Genomic DNA, 17,548 nt, shown 5'->3' on the forward strand with positions numbered 1-17,548 from the left:
TTCTAACTCTTTTCCAGTGCTTCCAGTTCTTTCGGCAATGCTGCGGCCCATTGTGTTATACTACCGGCACCAAGGCAAAGAAGGAAATCTCCCTTTTGACCTATTGTTTTCACAAGCGGCGCTAAATCGGCAGGACCATCAATTAATCTAACGTCTCTATGACCAGCAGTTTTTAAACGTGAAACCAGAGCGGCAGAATCTGCTCCTTCAATATGATCTTCTCCAGCAGCAAATACTGGTGCAAGAATAACCGTGTCCGCATCATTGAAACAAGATGAAAATTCATCTAACAGACTTTCAAGGCGTGAATAACGGTGAGGTTGAACAACAGCAATAACACGTCCATTACATGCTTCGCGCGCCGCGCCCAGAACGGCACTAATTTCGACGGGATGATGACCATAATCATCAAAAATATCCATTCCATTCCAGGAACCTGTATGCGTAAATCTACGTTTTACACCGCCGAATTTGGCCAAACCTTCTTTAACTTGCTCAGTCGTTAAACCCAGTTCCAGCGCAATCGTAATCGCAGCCGTTGCATTGGAAACGTTATATTTACCTGGCATAGGAAGTTTCAAATCTTTTTCCAATACGATATCGGAAGACTTGCGATCTCTGATTTCAAGATCGAACACTGACATGCTACCTTTTTGCCTAAGATTAATAAATCTCACATCAGCTTGCGGATTTTCGCCATATGTCACAACGCGGCGATCTGAAATACGACTTGTAAGGGCCTGCACTTCCGGATGATCCAAACACATCACGCCGAAACCATAGAATGGGACATTTTCGACAAATTGCGCAAACGCTGCACGAACTGCGTCAAAGTCTCCATAATGATCTAAATGCTCTGGATCAATGTTGGTCACAACAGCAATATCGGCCGGAAGCTTTAAAAATGTTCCGTCAGACTCATCCGCCTCGACAACCATCCACTTGCCCTCACCCATCCGCGCATTGGTACCATAAGCATTGATAATGCCACCATTGATAACAGTTGGGTCTAATCCGCCCGCTTCAAGAAGCGTCGCAACCATGGATGTTGTGGTCGTTTTGCCGTGCGTGCCGCCAATAGCAATTGAATTGCGAAACCGCATCAGCTCAGCAAGCATTTCAGCTCGTCGTACAACGGGAAGCAGTTTTTCACGCGCTGCCACCAGCTCGGGATTATCTTGTTTAATAGCCGTTGAAACAACCAACACTTCTGCCGCACCTAAATTGGCAGCGGAATGCCCTATAAAAACGTCAATGCCCTTTTCTCGAAGGCGCTGAACGTTGGCACTATCTGATTGATCAGACCCTTGCACTTTATATCCAAGGTTATGAAGCACCTCGGCAATCCCACTCATCCCGATGCCGCCAATTCCAACAAAGTGAACAAGGCCGATTGTCTCTGGCATTTTCATGCGTGTGTTTCCTTAAATTCTTTAATCGTTTGACCATCCGCAATAGCTTCTAGCATGTCAGCAAGCAAGCTTGTCGCATTCAATTTTCCTGCAAGCTTCGCTTTTCCTGCCATTTCCGTCAGCTCATCCGGCGCATTCATACTATTTTCGAGCAGTCCTGCTAGTTTGTTTTCATCTAATTCCGGTTGGCGAACCATTGTCGCACCACCGATACCAACCATGTTTTGGCCATTTACACCCTGATCATCATCCAGAGCGTGGGGAAGCGGCACAAGAATTGAAGGCCGACCTATTGCGCCAAGCTCTGTGACCGTAGATGCGCCAGATCTTGAAATAATGAGATGAGCTTCTGCAATTTTCAATGCCATATCATCAATAAAGGGTGCAACATAGGCATCAACACCATGTGCCGCACATTGCTCTTTCGCATATTCTAAGTCTTCCGGTCGCGCTTGAAGCGTCAGACGAATTCGCTTTCGCAACTCTTCTGGCAGTAAACCCAAACTTTGAGGAAATGTGCGTCCAAAAAAACGTGCGCCTTGGCTTCCACCAAATACAACAAGATTAAATGGTTCATTTTTTTTAGATGCCACATAAGGCATACCCTCAACATCAAGTACGGCCTGACGAATTGGATTACCTGTCGCGAATATTTTGTCAGAAAATGGACCGACATCATCGCGCAAAAAACCACCCGCTATTGCGGTAACCCTACCAGCAAGAAACTTGTTGGCTCTGCCCATAACACCATTTTGCTCATGTAATATAGATGGATAGCCATATTTGGTCGAAGCAATTAGCGGCGGAATAGTCGGGTATCCACCAAAGCCGATAACAGCATGCGGTCTAACTTTCGCAAGAACTTTGCTTGCACGCTTTATGCCGGAATAAAGCCTCCATAGGACTAGAAGCATCTTAACAGGGTTCTTTGATCCAAAAGTTGCAGATGGAATGACGTGCATCTCATCACAAGGAAAATCACCTGCATATTTTGCAGCCCGGTTGTCGGTCGCAAGATGCACTTTCGCGCCGCGAGAACGCAATTCATTTGCAAGAGCTTGTGCTGGAAACAAATGCCCGCCTGTGCCACCTGCGCTTAATAGATAGGTTTTTTGTTCCATATTACACCTATTCTGTGACTGAAGAGACCATCGAACCTGATCGTCGAACGACATGATTACGCGCTCGTTTTTCCGGTCTGTGGCGGGTCAGTGCAAGCAAGAAACCAACTGATATAGCAATCGCCAACATCGATGAACCACCATACGATATAAACGGAAGTGTCATTCCTTTTGCAGGAAGTAGTTCTAAATTTACTCCGATATTAATCATTGATTGAGCGCCGATCAAAAGCGCCAATCCGGACACCGCCAACTTTGTAAACTCATCCTCTTCTCTGGCTGCATGAACAAAAGAGCGCAAAACGATGAATGCAAAGATGGCAACCAGCACCAAACAGAAAATTATACCAAACTCCTCAGCTGCAACCGCAAAGACAAAATCTGTATGACTATCCGGCAAAATCTTTTTGATTGTACCTTCACCTGGGCCTCGCCCAAACCAATCGCCTCTAATAATAGCCTCACGCGCGGTGTCGACTTGAAATGTGTCGCCTTCGCCTGTCAAAAATCTATCTATGCGGCCAGCCACATGTGGAAATATTGTATAGGCAACGGCAAAGCCAACCATACCCAGGACGCCAAGAACTATAATCCAAACCCATGGCATGCCTGCGAGAAAGAACATGGATGCCCAAACAGCTGTAACAAGCATCGTTTGCCCCAAATCGGGTTGAGCAACCAATAATGCTGCAACGATACCAAACAAAATAATAGCAAACAGGTTTCCCGGAATTTCAGGGTGTCGAGAACGCTCTGAAAACAGCCACGCGCATATAATGACAAATGCAGGCTTCATAAACTCTGATGGTTGAAGTGTGAAACCAAACAAAGATATCCAACGCCGAGAACCCTTAACTTCACCACCAATAAAAAGCGTTAAAAGCATTAACCCGAGTGCCCCGAGAAGCAAAAGAATTGACATCCGCCGAACCATCCGCGCTTCTAAAAAGGATAGCGAGACAAGCACCGCTAATGTCGGAATCATAAAAACGGCATGACGTTTTATAAAATGAGAACCATCCAAATTAATGCGTTCAGCAACGGAGGGGCTGGCAGAAAAGGACATCATGAAACCTAAAAAAATAAGGATAATGAATGCGAGCAATAAAAAACGGTCAATTGTCCAAAACCAATTGGCAACAGGCCCTCGTTCAATACGGCTAACCATCACGCATCCTCATTCATTTGATATGGAATCAGCATTTCTATACCAGGAATTCGTGCAACATTTTCTACAAAACAATCACCACGAATTTCAAAATTCCGAAACTGGTCAAAGCTAGCGCAAGCTGGAGAAAACAATATGGCAGATGCCTGCCCTGTATTTTTGGAAAATTCAACAGCTGCATGAGTAGCCGCGCGAATGGCACGATCTACTAATTCTGAAATCTCGAAATCAACGCGCCCTCCCAACTCAGCCGCAAATTCTGGTGCAGCCTCGCCGATAAGAAATGCCTTATTAATACGATTAAACAATGGCGCAAGCGGTCGAATACCTTCATCCTTTGCAAGGCCACCTAATATCCAAAAAATATTTTCATAACTTTGCAGTGCGGGCGCTGCAGCCTCCGCATTGGTGGCTTTTGAATCATTAATGAATATGACATTATCCAACTTTGCGATTGGCTGCATTCGATGTTGCAAACCGGAGAATGATTGCATTCCGCTCTGAATTTGCTCTGTACTTAAACCAACATCCATACACGCGAGTGTCGCGGCCGCTGCATTTTGAGCATTATGTTGCCCACGTAAGGTTTCGATTCCATCAAGTTCGATCAATACATCTTTATGAGCATTGCTTGGTTTAATCAAATGCGAACCTTCTAGATATAGTCCGCTTTCAACCTCAGTTTGAACGGAAACCTGCTTCGGATTTCGTCCTGCCTCACATAATTTTCGAATGATGTCACGGCACCACACATCATCAACGCCAAGAATTGCCGTATCGCTTTTCTCAACAAGTCGTGATTTCACACTCGCATAATGCTCCATAGAACCATGCCGATCCAGATGATCAGGTGTCAGATTTAATAATATCCCAGCTGTTGGATGAAGAGATGGTGCTAGATCAATTTGATAGGATGAGCATTCAACCACATAATATTTATCGCCGGACGGTTCGTCCAATGAAAGAATGGCAGTTCCAATATTGCCACCCATTTGTACATCTCTACCAGCAGTTTCTAAAATATGCGCGATAAGGGCTGTCGTCGTTGACTTTCCATTTGTTCCTGTAATAGCGATCAAAGGTGCATCTGGTGCTACATTTGCCCTCTCTAGCGAAAATATTTCAACGTCGCCAATTATGGGTATGTTATTGGCATTCGCCTTCTCAACACTCCAATGTGGTTTTGGGTGTGTAAGAGGAACACCAGGGGCAAGCACGAATGTGTCAATCGATGACCAATCTACATTTCGCAAGTCGCCTGTTGATATTCCGAGATTCTTAGCAACGTTCACCTGTGCAGGATTATCATCCCATGCGGTAAGATCAGCGCCACCAGCTTGCAGTGATTGCGCAGTGATTACACCCGATCCACCAAGCCCAAACAAGGCAACTTTCTTACCATTAAATGATGTGGCCGCAATCATACACTTATCTCAATTTCAAGGTAGCAAGACCAACCATCGCAAGCATAACCGCGATAATCCAGAAGCGCACCACAACCTGACTTTCAGTCCATCCCTTTTTCTCATAATGATGGTGAATTGGTGCCATTCGGAATACACGCTTGCCAGTTAACTTAAAAGATGCCACCTGAATGATCACGGACATTGTTTCAAGTACAAACAGACCACCGATAATTGCCATAACAATTTCATGCTTTGTCGCAACTGCAATTGTACCAACAAGACCGCCAAGCGCCAATGACCCAGTATCCCCCATAAAAATAGCAGCGGGCGGTGCGTTAAACCACAAAAAGCCTAAACCAGCGCCAATGACAGCGCCAAGTATAACTGCGAGTTCACCCGTTCCTGGAACAAAATGGATCTGCAGATAATTGGCAAAAACAGCATTACCTGCAAGATAAGCAATCGCACCGAAAGAAGCCGCAGCTATCATAACAGGAACAATTGCCAAACCATCAAGACCATCCGTCAGATTAACAGCGTTACCGGCTGATACGATAACAAACGCACCAAATGGAATGAAAAAGATACCTAGATCTAAAAGAAAATCCTTAAAGAACGGAAATGACAGTGATGTCGCAAACGTGTTGCTTTGGTCCGACGTTGCAATCATCGACTGATTTAAAATGAAATAAACTGCAACTCCTGCGAATAAAAATTCAAGCAATAATCGTACACGACTGGAAAAACCTTTATCTGATTGCTTGGAAACCTTTAAATAATCATCATAAAACCCGATCGCACCGAAACCTAGAGTCACAAGTAGCGTTGTAATAACATATGTATTTGCAAGATCCGCCCATAAGAGAGAGGCAACAATGATACCGGCCAAAATCATCAGGCCACCCATTGTTGGTGTACCTGCCTTTTTGAAATGTGTCTGAGGTCCATCAGCACGAATGGGTTGCCCTCGCCCCTGCCGAACCCTGAGTGAATCAATCATTTTAGGACCAAATAGGAAGACGATTAAGGCAGCGGTAAATAACGCCCCGCCGGTTCTAAATGTTATATATCTGAACAAGTTAAAGAGAGGAAAACTATCCGAAAACTCAACCAACCAAACAAACATAAATCCCCCTTATCACCGAATTGGCGATTATTCTTGTTCATTGCTTTCAGGAAATTGTTCCAGCAATTTTTTAACTATTTTTCCAAAACCAACACCAAGTGATGATTTAACCATAACAACATCGCCCGGGCGCAATTTAGTAACCAACCAATCAATTATCGCCTTGATTTCAGACCGATAATAAACCTGGATTTCACCTCTCAAGACATCAGCCAAATGGCTCATATCTTGACCGGAAAGAGCAACGATATCCACCTGCGCATCATACAATGGCTCCGCAAGTTCTGCATGAAGCGCCTCTGAGAATCGGCCCATCTCCAACATATCACCCAAAACAGCTATTCGTCGCCCCCCGCGCCCCACATCTGTGGATGAAAGAAGGGAAATGGCTGCACGCATGGATGCAGGATTTGCATTGTAACTTTCATCAATGAGTGTGAATGTTCCATCACCAATTGAGCATTGAGTGCGAGCACCTCGACCTTTTTCGGCAGAAAAATCAGCAAGCGCTAAGGCAGCACGTGCCATGTCAGCACCAACAAGCGAGCAAACACCCAATACACCAAGTGCATTTTGTACGAGATGATCGCCTGGGGCGCCGAGTTTGACGGCAGCTTCTTCGCCGTCAATAATCATACTGAAACACGAACAATCGCTGTGGCTCTTACAAGAAATCAATCTAAAATCGGATCGCTCATCTTGACCAAAAGACTTTGAATTTTGAGCCATGCCTAGTTCTTCTGCACGCTCTAAAAGGTGGTCATACTGATCATTATCTCGATTTAAAACAACAGAACCTTCTGAAATAACACCTTCCATAATTTCAGATTTCGCATCTGCGATCTCTGTAATATCGTTAAAATTGCCCATATGTGCAGCTTCAACGGTGGTGATCAAAGCTATATGAGGTTGGACCATATCTATAAGTGTTCTAATCTCTCCTGTATGGTTCATTCCGACTTCAAAAACACCGAAATCAGTATCCTTTGGCATTCTAGCCAAAGTTAGGGGAACACCCCAATGGTTATTAAATGAAGCCACAGAAGCATGAACTTTTCCTGATGGGCTAAGCGCTGTTCGCAACATTTCTTTGGCAGTTGTTTTGCCAACAGATCCGGTGATAGCAATCACTTTACCTGCTACTCGGGCTCTGGCAGCTCGGCCTAAAGCCTCCATTGCGACTAAAACGTCTTCCACAATTATCATCGGTGCGGTTAGGCTCACAAGTGAAGGTATTTTTTCCTCTGCGACAACCAAGACACCTGCACCATTTGCAAGCGCTGACGTTACAAATTCATGCCCATCAAATCGATCGCCCTTAATAGCAAAGAATGCGCCACCTTGATCCATATTACGACTGTCAATTGAGATGCCTGTAATACCTTCAGGCATATTACCATGTGCACGACCATGCATAACCGAGATCATATCGGAAATTGTCCAAAGAAGATCCATCAGTAAGCACCCTTAATAGCCTTCAATGCTTCTTTATGATCCGAAAATGGCAAGGTTACATCTCCGACAAGTTGTCCTTCTTCATGCCCTTTTCCTGCAATAACCAAAGTATCACCCTCTTTCAGCATTCTAACTGCTTGCTCTATGGCCTCGCCTCGTCCTTCTATTTCAATGGCATCGGGCACGGCTTTAAGAATCTCAGATCGAATTTGAGCAGCATTTTCTGTACGCGGGTTATCATCTGTCACAATTGAGATGTTAGATAAACGGTGCGCGATTTCTCCCATGATCGGGCGTTTGCCCTTATCTCGATCACCACCGCAGCCAAAGACTAAGACAATACGCCCAGTGGTAAACGGTCTAACCGCGCTTAACACCTGTTCAAGTGCATCCGGTTTATGTGCATAATCGACATAAACAGGGGCACCAGACTTAGATTTACCAATTAACTCTAACCGACCGGGAGCCCCTTTAATCTGGCTAAGCGCCTTAAACACACTCTCAGCCGATGTACCAGTCGAGATACATAAACCAGCAGCTACAAGCGCATTGGAAAGTTGAAAATCACCAGCCAAAGGCAAATATAATGAAAACAATTGGCCATCAAACATAACTTCGGCTCGTTGACTATGGCGCAATTGTTCAACACGTTTAACCGTCAAATATTTGCCATTTCGCCCCACGGTGTGCACATTATTTCCGGCAGCCTTGGCCGCGGAAATGGTTGCTTGCGAATATTCATCGTCTGCAAAAATCACTGCCGGAGCACCATTTGGTAAAACACGCCTGAACAATTCAAGCTTCGCATCCAAATAATGCTCTATAGTAGGGTGATAATCCATATGATCACGGCCTAAATTCGTAAACGCCCCTGCGGTTAACTCAACCCCATCAAGTCTATATTGATCAAGACCATGACTTGAAGCTTCCATAGAACAATGGGTAACACCATCCTGCGCCAGTTGATCAAGCAGTTTATGAAGTGTCACTGAATCGGGCGTCGTTAAGCTACCATATTCGGTACCCTTTGGAGAAATGACTCCGGTGGTGCCGATCATCGCGGCCTGATCTCCTGCAAATTCCCAAATCTGGCGAACGAAAGAAGCAACTGATGTCTTGCCCGCTGTTCCAGTTACCGCCACGATACAACGCGGCTGATTAGGATAAAATTTCGCTGAAATCCGCGCCAATGCAAGGCGTGCATTCTCTGAACGCAACACTGGAACAGTGCTATCAGCTATATTAGAGCTATCTTCGCAAACAATCGCTATCGCACCTTGCGAAATAGCATCAGCAACAAAGTCTGCACCTTCTGCACGACTGCCGGATAGAGCAAAGAAGACATCGCCGGACTTAACCTTACGACTATCTGTATTAATTCCAACAATAACAGGATTTGATTTGTGAGACTCCGGATTGGTAAGTTTTAAACCCACCAATTCAATCATGTCGTCTAATTTCATGCTACCCTCATATCCGCAATCAGGCCGAATCTATACCACAAACTTGCGTTCAAAATGTGGTTTATTAGTATGATTGAAGTAAAGCTTCACCGTTTTTCCCGAATTTTGGGCGAACACCTAAAAGAGCAGCAGAGCGCCTGATGACAGCTTGTACCGTCGGAGCTGCATTTGTACCAGCGGTTGCGTATTTCTTGCCTTCTTCTGGCTTTGGTTCATCAACGATGACCAGGACAACATATTGCGGATCATCAATTGGAAACGCCGATAAAAACGCATTAAACCTTACTTTCGAAGAATACCGACCATTGACGACTTTTTCAGCCGTTCCCGTTTTGCCACCAACCCAATAGCCTTCAACCTCGGCATTGCGTCCAGACCCTTTTTCAACATTCATACGCATAAGTGTTCGCATAGATTGACTGGTCTTCTCGGTCATCACGTGCCGCATAACTTTGTCGGCCTCTTCGCGTGATCTTGGCAAAAATGTTGGCGAAATAAGTTTGCCGCCATTCATCAATGCAGCTGCCGCAACAGCTGTTTGCAACGGTGTTGTCGCCACACCATGGCCAAATGAAATGGTGACAGAGTTGATTTTCTTCCACTTTGCCGGCTCAGAAGGTCTGGCAACTTCTGGGAGTTCCGTTTTCATACGATCAAGAAGGCCTAAACGTTTTAGGAAATCCCGATGACCTTCGATACCTACAACATCCGCCATTTTTGCGGTGCCAATATTGGACGAATAAATGAAGATTTCAGGAACAGACAGAACACGTTTCTTTCCATGAAAATCAGAGATGGTAAAACCACCGATGCGGATCGGCTTGCGTGCATCAAAACGACTATTCATAGTAACATGACCAGAATCAAGTGCCATTGCAGTGGTAAATGCCTTGAACGTCGAGCCCATTTCATAGGCTCCCGCCGTCATCCGGTTCAAACGATCTTTTTTCAGCGCATCAACAGGATCATTCGGATTGTAGTCAGGTAGTGAAGATAGCGCAATCACTTCTCCAGTGTGCACATCGAGAACAACACCTGCCGTCGCAATTGCTTTATATCGCTCCATTGCCGCAGATAACTCATCGCGCAAAACGTGCTGAACACGAAGATCCAATGATAATTGAACAGGTTCTAAAGCTTCATCCACTGTTAGCCCTGCGAGCGCTAGATCGCCAAGTCCCTGCCCGTCAACAAACTTCTCCATGCCCGCAATGCCAACATTATCGATATTGACATGCCCTACAACATGAGAAGCGGTTGGACCACCAGGGTAAAAGCGGCGCTTTTCTGGCCTAAAACCAATCCCTGGAATCCCTCTAGCGAGAATCGCATTTTGTTGGCCTGGTGTAAGCTGACGTTGTAACCACTGAAAACGGGATTTGGACGACAGTTTCCGATATGTTTTTTTGATATCAAGATCCGGCAACACCAATGCAAGCTGCTCCACCACTTCATCAGGATCAATAATTTTATGTGGTTGTGCAAATAGAGAGACAGTTCGAATATCCGTTGCCAATACTTCCCCGTTGCGATCATGAAGATCAGGGCGGGAGGCAAGAAGCCGATTGCTTGGTGGAATGGAGGATACTGTCTCTGGTGATCGAAGACCATACTCAATAAGTCGTCCACCCATTGTGGCAAATACTAAGATGAAGGCTATCATAGCTAGTGCGACACGATTACCGCCACGATTTGCATCTGCCTTATGATTTCCATCTATTACGATAGCGCTTTCAGGAGATGCATTTTTTAATCCAGAAAATGTTGAACGGAATAATTTCATGATCATTCCACCGAGCCTGTCATAATTGCATCAGCAATTGCATCTACTTCAGGCTCCGGCCTAAATCGGGGCAATTCACTAGCAGTTACAATCTGTTGTGCTTCAGTTGTTTGCAATTGCAATTGCTCTTGAAATGCCTGAATTAATTTCTGAACTCGACTTGGCTGATTAAGCAAACTCCAGTCAGCTTCTAATAAATCGATCGTATCTTTGTGATCACGAATTTCACTCTGAAGGCGTTTAATTTCCGCCAAACGATCCTCCGATTGCCCCTTAATATGAAACGTATAGGCTGACGCGCTGAGGATCAGGGCCATGAGGATAACTTCAAATGCTCTAAACATCTAGGAACTCCTCAAAACTAAATGCAATGGATACAAATCAGGCAAACCAAAGACCTTCATATCAGATGCGCCTGCGGGAGCATGAGTACGAATTCCAGCTCGCAGCTTCGCCGAGCGTGATCTAGGATTGATCGCGAGCTCTTCATCACTGGCACTTATCACACCTTTTTTACCAATCGCCTCAAAACTTGCCTCAACAACATGGACTTGAGGAAGGTGTCGCGAACCTGAAATCCGCCCAAAACGATCTGCGAAAAACTTCTTCACAATTCGATCCTCTAATGAATGAAAGGTAACAACAACCAAACGCCCACCAGGCTTCAATGCTTTTTCAGCGGCCAACAAAGATCGCGCCAACTCACCCAACTCATCGTTGACGTAGATTCGCAACGCCTGAAAAACACGTGTTGCTGGATGAATACGATCCTTCATTTTTCTTGGCGATGTTTTTTCAATGAGTTTTGCAAGTTCGCCAGTCGTATGAAACTCTTGCTCTGCACGAGCATCGACTATCGCACGTGCAAGACGACCAGCCTTTTTCTCTTCACCATAAAATCCAAAAATTCTTGCGAGGTCGCCAAGCTTCAAACGGTTAACAACATCAGCAGCGGTTACCCCATCTTGTGCCATGCGCATATCAAGCGGACCATCTTGCATAAATGAAAACCCGCGTTCTGCCTGATCAATCTGCATAGAAGATACGCCGATATCCAGCACGACGCCATCAAGTGTGCCATCTTCACAAAAATCAGAAATTTGAGAGAACTTGGCATGTTTTAACGAAAGCTGTTCGGCATATTTTTCAACAAGATGGGATGCATTATCAATTACATCTGGATCTTGATCTGTGGCAATAACATTTGCGCCTCGCTCCAACAAAGCGGTACTATAACCACCGGCACCAAACGTGCCATCAAAGATTAGTTTTCCATCTGAAGGTTCAAGTGCCTTAATAACCTCAGAGAGAAGAACCGGGATATGATCGACTGGTCCGCCATCGACGTCGTTATTGCCGTCAAAACTCGTCACCATCCCGTTTCCTCGTCTCAGGTTGAACGAATATTTTTGTCTATCCGCTCTTGCCGGGTTTCGTCTTGCATCCTCGACAATGCAGACGGCTCCCAAATCTGAAAATGATCGCCGCGACCTACAAAGGTCACTTGATCCTCTATCCCAGTGAAATCGCGAATAAAATCGGTTATCACCAGGCGCCCCTCTCCGTCGAGCTTCATAAACACGCCGCCGCCGTGAATAAGAAGTGACATCTTGTTGGCATCCATCGAAAATGGATCGCCTTGATCTATATGCCTTTCGAACCGCTCCAAAACCTCTGGTCCAGCGATTGAAATCGCGGGAAATATGAAATCCTGAAACACGTACAGTTCGTCTATATTCAAGCGCATCAACACATTGCGGAATACCGATGGGACGGACACGCGACCCTTGGCATCCACTTTTTTTGTCACCTGTGACAAAAACCTGTTCATGACGCACGACTAACTTACCTGCCAAGCGACCAGACTTTTGCTGACCTGCAAAAGTTACAGCCGTCTGAAATTCACCAAACCGCCCAAAATATCGTTCCGCACTTTCACGAACACTGTGGGATAACAAATCCGAATATTTTGACCTTCTTTGGGATATCATGGGCATATTTGGGCGTCAATGGGATTTTACAGTTTGTTAATAAATCATATTACCAATTCACCCATTCATGACTCTTTATGATTAATGAACAGTTAGGATTCGCTCTTAAGAAGAAAAATTCGAGAATATCTGATAGGTTTGGATCAAAAGCTCACCAACCAGTCAAACACACCAAAAAAAATTTAAAATGCCAGTCGGCCTATAAGCCGGGTTTTGTATGGCCACTGCCTTCGCAGCAGCGTGACAACCATTCCTCTGGGACAGAGCTTACGCACTGCCTCCTGCAACCTACCCGGATGACTAGCTTGGAAAAAGCCGGTGCCGAAGCACCACATCATCCCTATTTGGTCTTGCTCCCGATGGGGTTTACACTGCCGTCTTTGTTACCAAATAACGCGGTGGGCTCTTACCCCACCATTTCACCCTTACCCAATATTTTGCCGCAAAGCGACGTAGTATCAGGCGGTATAATTTCTGCTGCACTTTCCCTAGGGTCGCCCCCGCCGGATGTTATCCGGCATCGTTTTTCCATGGAGCCCGGACTTTCCTCTCGCAGCAAGCTAAAATTAGCGAACTACAAGCGGTTGCCCAGCCGACTGGCAAAAAAAGCCCTATACCAAGCGCGCAGGAATATCCAGCAATAATAGTTACAATGATTAGCGAAGAATTGCTTTTACTTTCTGGCAATATTTTGCGGAAACTGGATTCATGCGCTTAGCATAATGCCCTGCATTGTACTTGAGGATCGCACCACAGGTCGTTCCGCCACCGCGCTTATAAGCTTCACCCAAATATTTCATGCCATAAGCGATGTTATTCTCCGGATTATATAGCGCTTTCGTTGAACCAGTATAACCCATGCCGCGCGCGGTTGCGGGCTTAATCTGCATTAAACCAACTTCACCCGCACGACCACGAGCGCTGGCTTTATAATTGCTCTCAATTTTTACAATTGCATGTGCTAGCTTTACAGGCACGCCATTTTTTTTGGCATGTTTGGAAATTAGCTTATTATATGGCGCACTATTTTTAGTTGATTTTGAAACAGATGAAGTTTTTGTTGATTTATCAACACTATTTGCTGTCTGACACGCAGACAGAGATAATAAGCTGACCGTCAGGCCAGCAGCGATATTGAGCTTCATAGAAGATCCTTGTTATTTTTGAATTTCCTTGGGAGGAAGATAAGCGTTAGTTGCGCTCTCTAAACGGCGAAATCTAGTCAAAAATGTGTCAAAGGATTCAATTTCCGTTACAGAACTGACACATTAGTTGCTTCAAATTCTAGTTTTCTGCCAAAAGCCGATGCAAAGTTTCGATTGTCGACATATCTGCAATGCCATCGACCTTCTCCGGCCGAAAATGTCGCTGGAACGCAATGATAACAGCCTCAGTCAACTCATCAAATTGACCGTTCACTTCTAAACCATATCCATATAGGCCGAGCATGGATTGCAATGCCTCTATCGGTTGACCACTTTCACCGCGCATAAAATAACGCCCGCCAGAAATAGGAGATGGGTCCACATAATGCCCTACTCCCTGATCGGCAAGTGCTTTCCAAGAAAACCATTCACCTGGATCACGCTTACGTAAAGGAGCAATATCTGAATGTGCCAGAACACGTTTAGGATCGATATTATGACGAGCAATAATTGATCGAGATAAACCGATGACAGATTGCATCTGGACATCAGGATAAATTGGGCATCCAGCTTCATGGCCTTGATTAGCAACTTCTATTCCGATTGACCTTGAATTAATATCGACTTCGCCATGCCAACTGCTCTGACCTGCATGCCACGCTCTTTTTTCTTCCGCCACGAGTTGAGAAATTTCGCCATTCTCATCAACAAGATAGTGAGCAGAAACTTCTGCTTCTTCCGCACAAAGCCAATCACATGCCGCTTTTGCTGTTTCCATCGCAGTATAGTGCAGAACAAGCATATCGGGCTTAGATACACCTTTACGCTCCCCAAAATTTGGTGATGGAACAACAATTGCACGATCAAAATCCGGCGCAAATGTCATTAAGCTCGCACCTGCAATCTTTCAATAGCTTCAAATGCAAGATTTAGCTTTGCCATACGGTCACCAGCAATCCTCATAAACTCATCAGGAACACCACGTGCACGTAAATTATCAGGATGACTTTTCTTGGCCAGTTCGCGATAACGCCTCTTAATCTCATCAAAGGGCGTGCTTTTTGTAACACCAAGCACAACAAAGGGATCAAGCCCTTCAGGATGTACATGTCGAGCCGCTATCTGCGCCAATCGCTCTTCATCCAACCCAAATATCTCACCGATATGTTGGAGCATCACATTCTCATGTTCATGGATAACACCATCGGCCTTTGCGATATGATAAAGGCCATCCATCACGTCTTCCAAAAGGGCGCAATTGGATACTACCGAACTACAAAGGCCCGACAAACGGCGAGCATAAACATCATAACCAGCGACATCCTGTTTGGCTAAGTTATATAGTTTAGAGACGTTTTTTGCCTCAGATTGAGGGATTTCAAAAATCTCTTGGAAGGCGCTCACCTCTGCTTGCGTGACCACTCCATCAGCCTTCGCCATTTTTGCAGATAACGCAATAACAGCAACCGAAAAAGCGACCTGCCGACGAGTCTCAGGATCACCCTCAAAGACTGTTCTAACTGCCTCGACAATTTGTGACACAAAGCTTTGGGCCGCTTCGCCAACGGCCTCTAATATTTTACATATAGATAACATGGCCGGGACGTTACTTCATTTGGAAAAAAAATTCGAGCGAAAACATCCAAATTCGTAAACTATTCTTGATAAAACTAATCATATTATCGTGAACATAGAAATAGCTGCCACATTCACGAAACAAACTGTCTAAACTGAGGATTTAATCTTCTCAACAGCACTACCTTTAATTAGTATGTTAGGTAACTGAGATAAATGTTTCATCTGGGACGCCGTTTCAACACCTTGCACAATTATTTTAAGTCCCAGCCCCTGTGCAAGCTTGATAAGGTTTTCCAATAATTCAAAAGAACCTGCATCTTCCGTAACATTTTTCACCCAATTCTTTTTTAAAATTAGATATTTATGCTGATTTTTTTCGCCGGAAATAAAATCGCTTATATTCCCGCCTAGACCATAGCTTGCGATCCTCACACCTAAATCAACCAGTCCCTGCAGATTGGTTCCAATTAGTTCAGGGTTTTCTGTACGTTCCAAAGTATCGAAAGCAACGACCAACCGATTACATTCAACTTTATTCTTACGAAGCGTTTCTGAGAGATAGGACACAAAATTTGGATCAAGTAGCTGGCTTGAACTCATATTGATGACCACCTTGCTTTGCTTACTCCAAGAAGCGATATCTTCCACTAAACGTTCAAGAACAACTCTATTAAACGGTATTATCAGTCCAGTTTCATTTAAAACATTCACATAATCATCATTAGCTAATAGATAACAATCAAACCCCTGCCGTAAGATGTTAACTTCGAAATGATTTACTTTAAGGTCATCAGCATAGGCGATAGGCTCATAACTCAAATCAAAACTTTGATCGACAACAATGGATCTGACTATATCTTCCATCTCGCGCTTGCTTTGCATTTCAATTTCAATTTGCTTGCAGAAAAAACGATGCGCAGATCCAGGCATCGATTTAGCTTTATAAAGCGCCATATCCGCCCGCTTAAGCATAGTTCCCAAGCCTGTATCAGCTTCATTCTGCCAAGTAATTCCAATACTACATCCACCTTCGACCTCGGAACGGTCAATGAAATACGGCACGGATAGGCATTGTTTCACATCGATACAAAATGCATCCACTTCGGCAAATGATGGTCCACCGGTCCAAAGGATGACAAATTCATCGCCACCCAGGCGAAAACAGGCCATATCGGACTTATCGCTAGTTAAATCTTTAAGACGATGGGCCAGGTCCCTTAAAATCTGATCACCAGCGTCATGACCAAACGTGTCATTTATCAGCTTAAACCTATCAAGATCGAGCAACATGACAGCTACGCGATTTTGAGTATCAAATTTTTCATCGAAAATGGATAAGACATAGCCTTCTAGACCTCGTCTATTTTTTAAACCTGTTAATGGATCAAGAAAAGCAATTGTCTGCAAGTTAGACACAAAATCTTCGTCAGATTTTCGTTCAGCTTTTTCAAATTTCAAAGGAAATGCAAGCGAGGCGAACAATATTTGTTGGCCTTCGGCACTCCATTCACCTAAACCAAAGGTGCTCGCAGCCAAAAACAACACTGCGAGGGCGCCAATACTCAATACGATCATCGTCAGTCGTGCGAACTCATGACGCACAATTAATTCTGACGGAAACCATTTTAACTTCATGTTAAAAGCTCCTATTTGTGCAAAAACTATCACGCTGAGAATTAAGCAATCCTTACTCGGCAGTGCAAAGAATTGAGGGTTTTGAGCAGATCTCAAACTAAGGTTAATACGCTGCTAATCTGCGACTTCAAGCCTTCATATGAACAAAATAGAAATCTATGGCCATTGATCTGATCAATATGTATATTTTTGGCAAAAGAATCGTCAAAAATAATCAAATTTATGATCGCATCAAAACTGGAGCAGACACTTGCTAAAATATATT

The 17,548-nt window shown here is 44.5% G+C and carries 15 protein-coding genes and 1 other RNA gene; all 16 read right to left on the reverse strand.

All coding sequences use genetic code 11. From position 1 onward, the window contains the following. Nucleotides 1–2: 2 nt before the first annotated feature. Nucleotides 3–1,412: a UDP-N-acetylmuramate--L-alanine ligase gene (murC, locus tag G3W54_RS08470; RefSeq protein WP_162652636.1), complete on the reverse strand. Its 1,410-nt coding sequence runs from the start codon at nt 1,410–1,412 to the stop codon at nt 3–5. Further along, complete coding sequence (locus tag G3W54_RS08475; RefSeq protein WP_162652637.1) at nt 1,409–2,533, reverse strand: UDP-N-acetylglucosamine--N-acetylmuramyl-(pentapeptide) pyrophosphoryl-undecaprenol N-acetylglucosamine transferase; 1,125 nt, start codon at nt 2,531–2,533, stop codon at nt 1,409–1,411. The genes murC and G3W54_RS08475 overlap by 4 nt, the downstream gene beginning before the upstream one ends. Nucleotides 2,534–2,540: 7 nt before the next feature. Beyond that, nucleotides 2,541–3,701: a putative lipid II flippase FtsW gene (gene ftsW / locus G3W54_RS08480; RefSeq protein WP_162652638.1), complete on the reverse strand. Its 1,161-nt coding sequence runs from the start codon at nt 3,699–3,701 to the stop codon at nt 2,541–2,543. Continuing rightward, complete coding sequence (gene murD / locus G3W54_RS08485) at nt 3,701–5,125, reverse strand: UDP-N-acetylmuramoyl-L-alanine--D-glutamate ligase (RefSeq protein ID WP_162652639.1); 1,425 nt, start codon at nt 5,123–5,125, stop codon at nt 3,701–3,703. Before murD ends, ftsW begins: the two co-directional genes overlap by 1 nt. 4 nt (nt 5,126–5,129) lie before the next feature. Further along, the gene (gene mraY, locus G3W54_RS08490; RefSeq protein ID WP_162652640.1) at nt 5,130–6,233 is read right to left on the reverse strand and encodes a phospho-N-acetylmuramoyl-pentapeptide-transferase; all 1,104 of its coding nucleotides are present in this window, start codon (nt 6,231–6,233) and stop codon (nt 5,130–5,132) included. A 27-nt stretch (nt 6,234–6,260) separates the two neighbouring features. Continuing rightward, a complete protein-coding gene (locus G3W54_RS08495) occupies nt 6,261–7,688 on the reverse strand; it encodes a UDP-N-acetylmuramoylalanyl-D-glutamyl-2,6-diaminopimelate--D-alanyl-D-alanine ligase (RefSeq protein ID WP_162652641.1) in 1,428 nt (475 codons plus the stop codon). Beyond that, entirely contained in the window at nt 7,688–9,136 is a 1,449-nt protein-coding gene (locus G3W54_RS08500) for a UDP-N-acetylmuramoyl-L-alanyl-D-glutamate--2,6-diaminopimelate ligase (protein ID WP_244627918.1), read from the reverse strand. The genes G3W54_RS08495 and G3W54_RS08500 overlap by 1 nt, the downstream gene beginning before the upstream one ends. 79 nt (nt 9,137–9,215) lie before the next feature. After that, nucleotides 9,216–10,934 (reverse strand): penicillin-binding protein 2, encoded by a 1,719-nt coding sequence (locus G3W54_RS08505; protein ID WP_244627864.1) that lies wholly within the window; start codon nt 10,932–10,934, stop codon nt 9,216–9,218. Between the two features lie 2 nt (nt 10,935–10,936). Next, nucleotides 10,937–11,278, reverse strand: a complete 342-nt coding sequence (locus G3W54_RS08510) for a hypothetical protein (protein ID WP_162652644.1) — start codon at nt 11,276–11,278, stop codon at nt 10,937–10,939. Beyond that, a complete protein-coding gene (rsmH, locus tag G3W54_RS08515; RefSeq protein ID WP_162652645.1) occupies nt 11,279–12,310 on the reverse strand; it encodes a 16S rRNA (cytosine(1402)-N(4))-methyltransferase RsmH in 1,032 nt (343 codons plus the stop codon). 14 nt (nt 12,311–12,324) lie between these two features. Beyond that, entirely contained in the window at nt 12,325–12,765 is a 441-nt protein-coding gene (mraZ, locus tag G3W54_RS08520; protein ID WP_162652646.1) for a division/cell wall cluster transcriptional repressor MraZ, read from the reverse strand. A gap of 346 nt (nt 12,766–13,111) precedes the next feature. Further along, an RNA gene (gene rnpB, locus G3W54_RS08525) (RNase P RNA component class A) lies at nt 13,112–13,525 on the reverse strand. Between the two features lie 56 nt (nt 13,526–13,581). Then, nucleotides 13,582–14,070: a transglycosylase SLT domain-containing protein gene (locus G3W54_RS08530; protein WP_162652647.1), complete on the reverse strand. Its 489-nt coding sequence runs from the start codon at nt 14,068–14,070 to the stop codon at nt 13,582–13,584. A gap of 139 nt (nt 14,071–14,209) precedes the next feature. Further along, complete coding sequence (locus G3W54_RS08535; protein ID WP_162652648.1) at nt 14,210–14,956, reverse strand: N-acetylmuramoyl-L-alanine amidase; 747 nt, start codon at nt 14,954–14,956, stop codon at nt 14,210–14,212. Beyond that, nucleotides 14,956–15,666, reverse strand: coding sequence for a DnaJ family molecular chaperone (locus tag G3W54_RS08540; protein ID WP_162652649.1), 711 nt, complete (start codon nt 15,664–15,666; stop codon nt 14,956–14,958). Before G3W54_RS08540 ends, G3W54_RS08535 begins: the two co-directional genes overlap by 1 nt. 129 nt (nt 15,667–15,795) lie before the next feature. Beyond that, nucleotides 15,796–17,283 (reverse strand): diguanylate cyclase, encoded by a 1,488-nt coding sequence (locus G3W54_RS08545; RefSeq protein ID WP_162652650.1) that lies wholly within the window; start codon nt 17,281–17,283, stop codon nt 15,796–15,798. Nucleotides 17,284–17,548: the final 265 nt, after the last annotated feature.

The organism is Lentilitoribacter sp. Alg239-R112 (assembly GCF_900537175.1).
In the GTDB taxonomy this organism is placed as follows: Bacteria; Pseudomonadota; Alphaproteobacteria; order Rhizobiales; family Rhizobiaceae; genus Lentilitoribacter.